This window comes from Variovorax sp. 01T439_2 (genome assembly GCF_056398445.1).
Genome location: NZ_JBFTPJ010001336.1, coordinates 1 through 1,084 on the forward strand (window position 1 = coordinate 1; position 1,084 = coordinate 1,084).

The following is a 1,084-nucleotide window of genomic DNA, read 5'->3' on the forward strand; positions in this document are numbered from 1 at the left end:
CTCCTCCCGCAGCGCATGCACCCACAGCGCGGCAATCGCGAGGTTCGGAGCTTGGGCAAGGCGGCGCATGGGGCGGCCTCTTTCAGGGCGTGTCGTCGGGGCCGAGGGGCTCGGCGGGATTACCCGGCCATTGCGGCGGCTCGGCCTCGCGCGCCCGCTCGGCATACTTGTTGAAGCGCCAGGCCGAGTCTTCCATGGTGATGCGGCGCCAGGTCACGCGCTTTTCGGCCGGCGTCATGGCGGGCCAGTGCTGCACCTCGTCGAAGCTGCGCCCGCAGCCCTTGCACTGGTCGTCGCCCTGGCTGGTGGAGCAGATGGCGATGCAGGGGGTGTCGGGCGTGCTGTGGTACCAGTCGAGCCAGGCGGCCCAGGCTTTTTCAGGGAAGCCGACCTCGTCGACCTCGTCCTCGTGGTGAAACACCATGAGCGCGTAGACCTCGGCCAGCGCGCGCAATTCGGGCGCCAGCGTGATGCCGTCGGGCGAGGGGCTCTTCTCCCGCCAATGGTTGATGGCGGCCTCGATGTCGGTGATGTGAATGGCGGCCATGAAGAGAGAAAAAACAGCGAGCCGGCGATCATAGTCCGGCAATGTCCCGCGTCAGTCGAAGGTTATATGCGCTACCAAACACATAGCGACAGAGCCAGCAGCCACAAGGCTTTCGAGAGCATTCCTTTTGAAGCCCGGTAATTTCGAGGTTGCCAGAACGGGGTTTGCAATGCTCTAATTCTCCTCACGAAGGGGAGTAGCTCCCAGCCACCGTGCACCACGGCGGCATCGACAGGTCGTCAATACGAAGCACAACACTTCCGGCCTGTTGGACAACACGTGCCTCAGGGCGCGCGCTGTCGAGCAAGACCTTCGATTTGAACCTGCGCAGGTTTGGTCGAAGCGTTCCTGAATCCCCGGTCATCGCCCGGTCTTCGCCATCGCTTCGGCCTACCCGCACGGGATGGATCGAAATGCAACGCATGCGCCGGACCGCCGCCATCGAGCCCAGGATGGACGGGCCGCGCGAAGACAAGAGGAACCTATGGAACAGTTCATGACCCCGGAATTCTGGGTCGCGGTCGGTCAGATCATCAT

2 protein-coding genes are annotated in these 1,084 nt (G+C 63.5%); both read right to left on the reverse strand.

The annotated features are described in order from the left end of the window. Positions 1-82: 82 nt before the first annotated feature. On the reverse strand, positions 83-547 hold the full coding sequence (locus AC1DOC_RS34740; RefSeq protein WP_027730118.1) for a DUF3717 domain-containing protein: 465 nt from the start codon (positions 545-547) through the stop codon (positions 83-85). Between the two features lie 184 nt (positions 548-731). After that, positions 732-1,084 (reverse strand): hypothetical protein (locus tag AC1DOC_RS34745; RefSeq protein ID WP_478131722.1); only part of this gene is annotated, 353 nt, incomplete at its 5' end.

Excerpts from the sequence above, each read along its gene's own strand:
- AC1DOC_RS34740 (WP_027730118.1), bottom strand. The coding sequence starts at position 547 with ATGGCCGCCATTCACATCACCGACATCGAGGCCGCCATCAACCATTGG.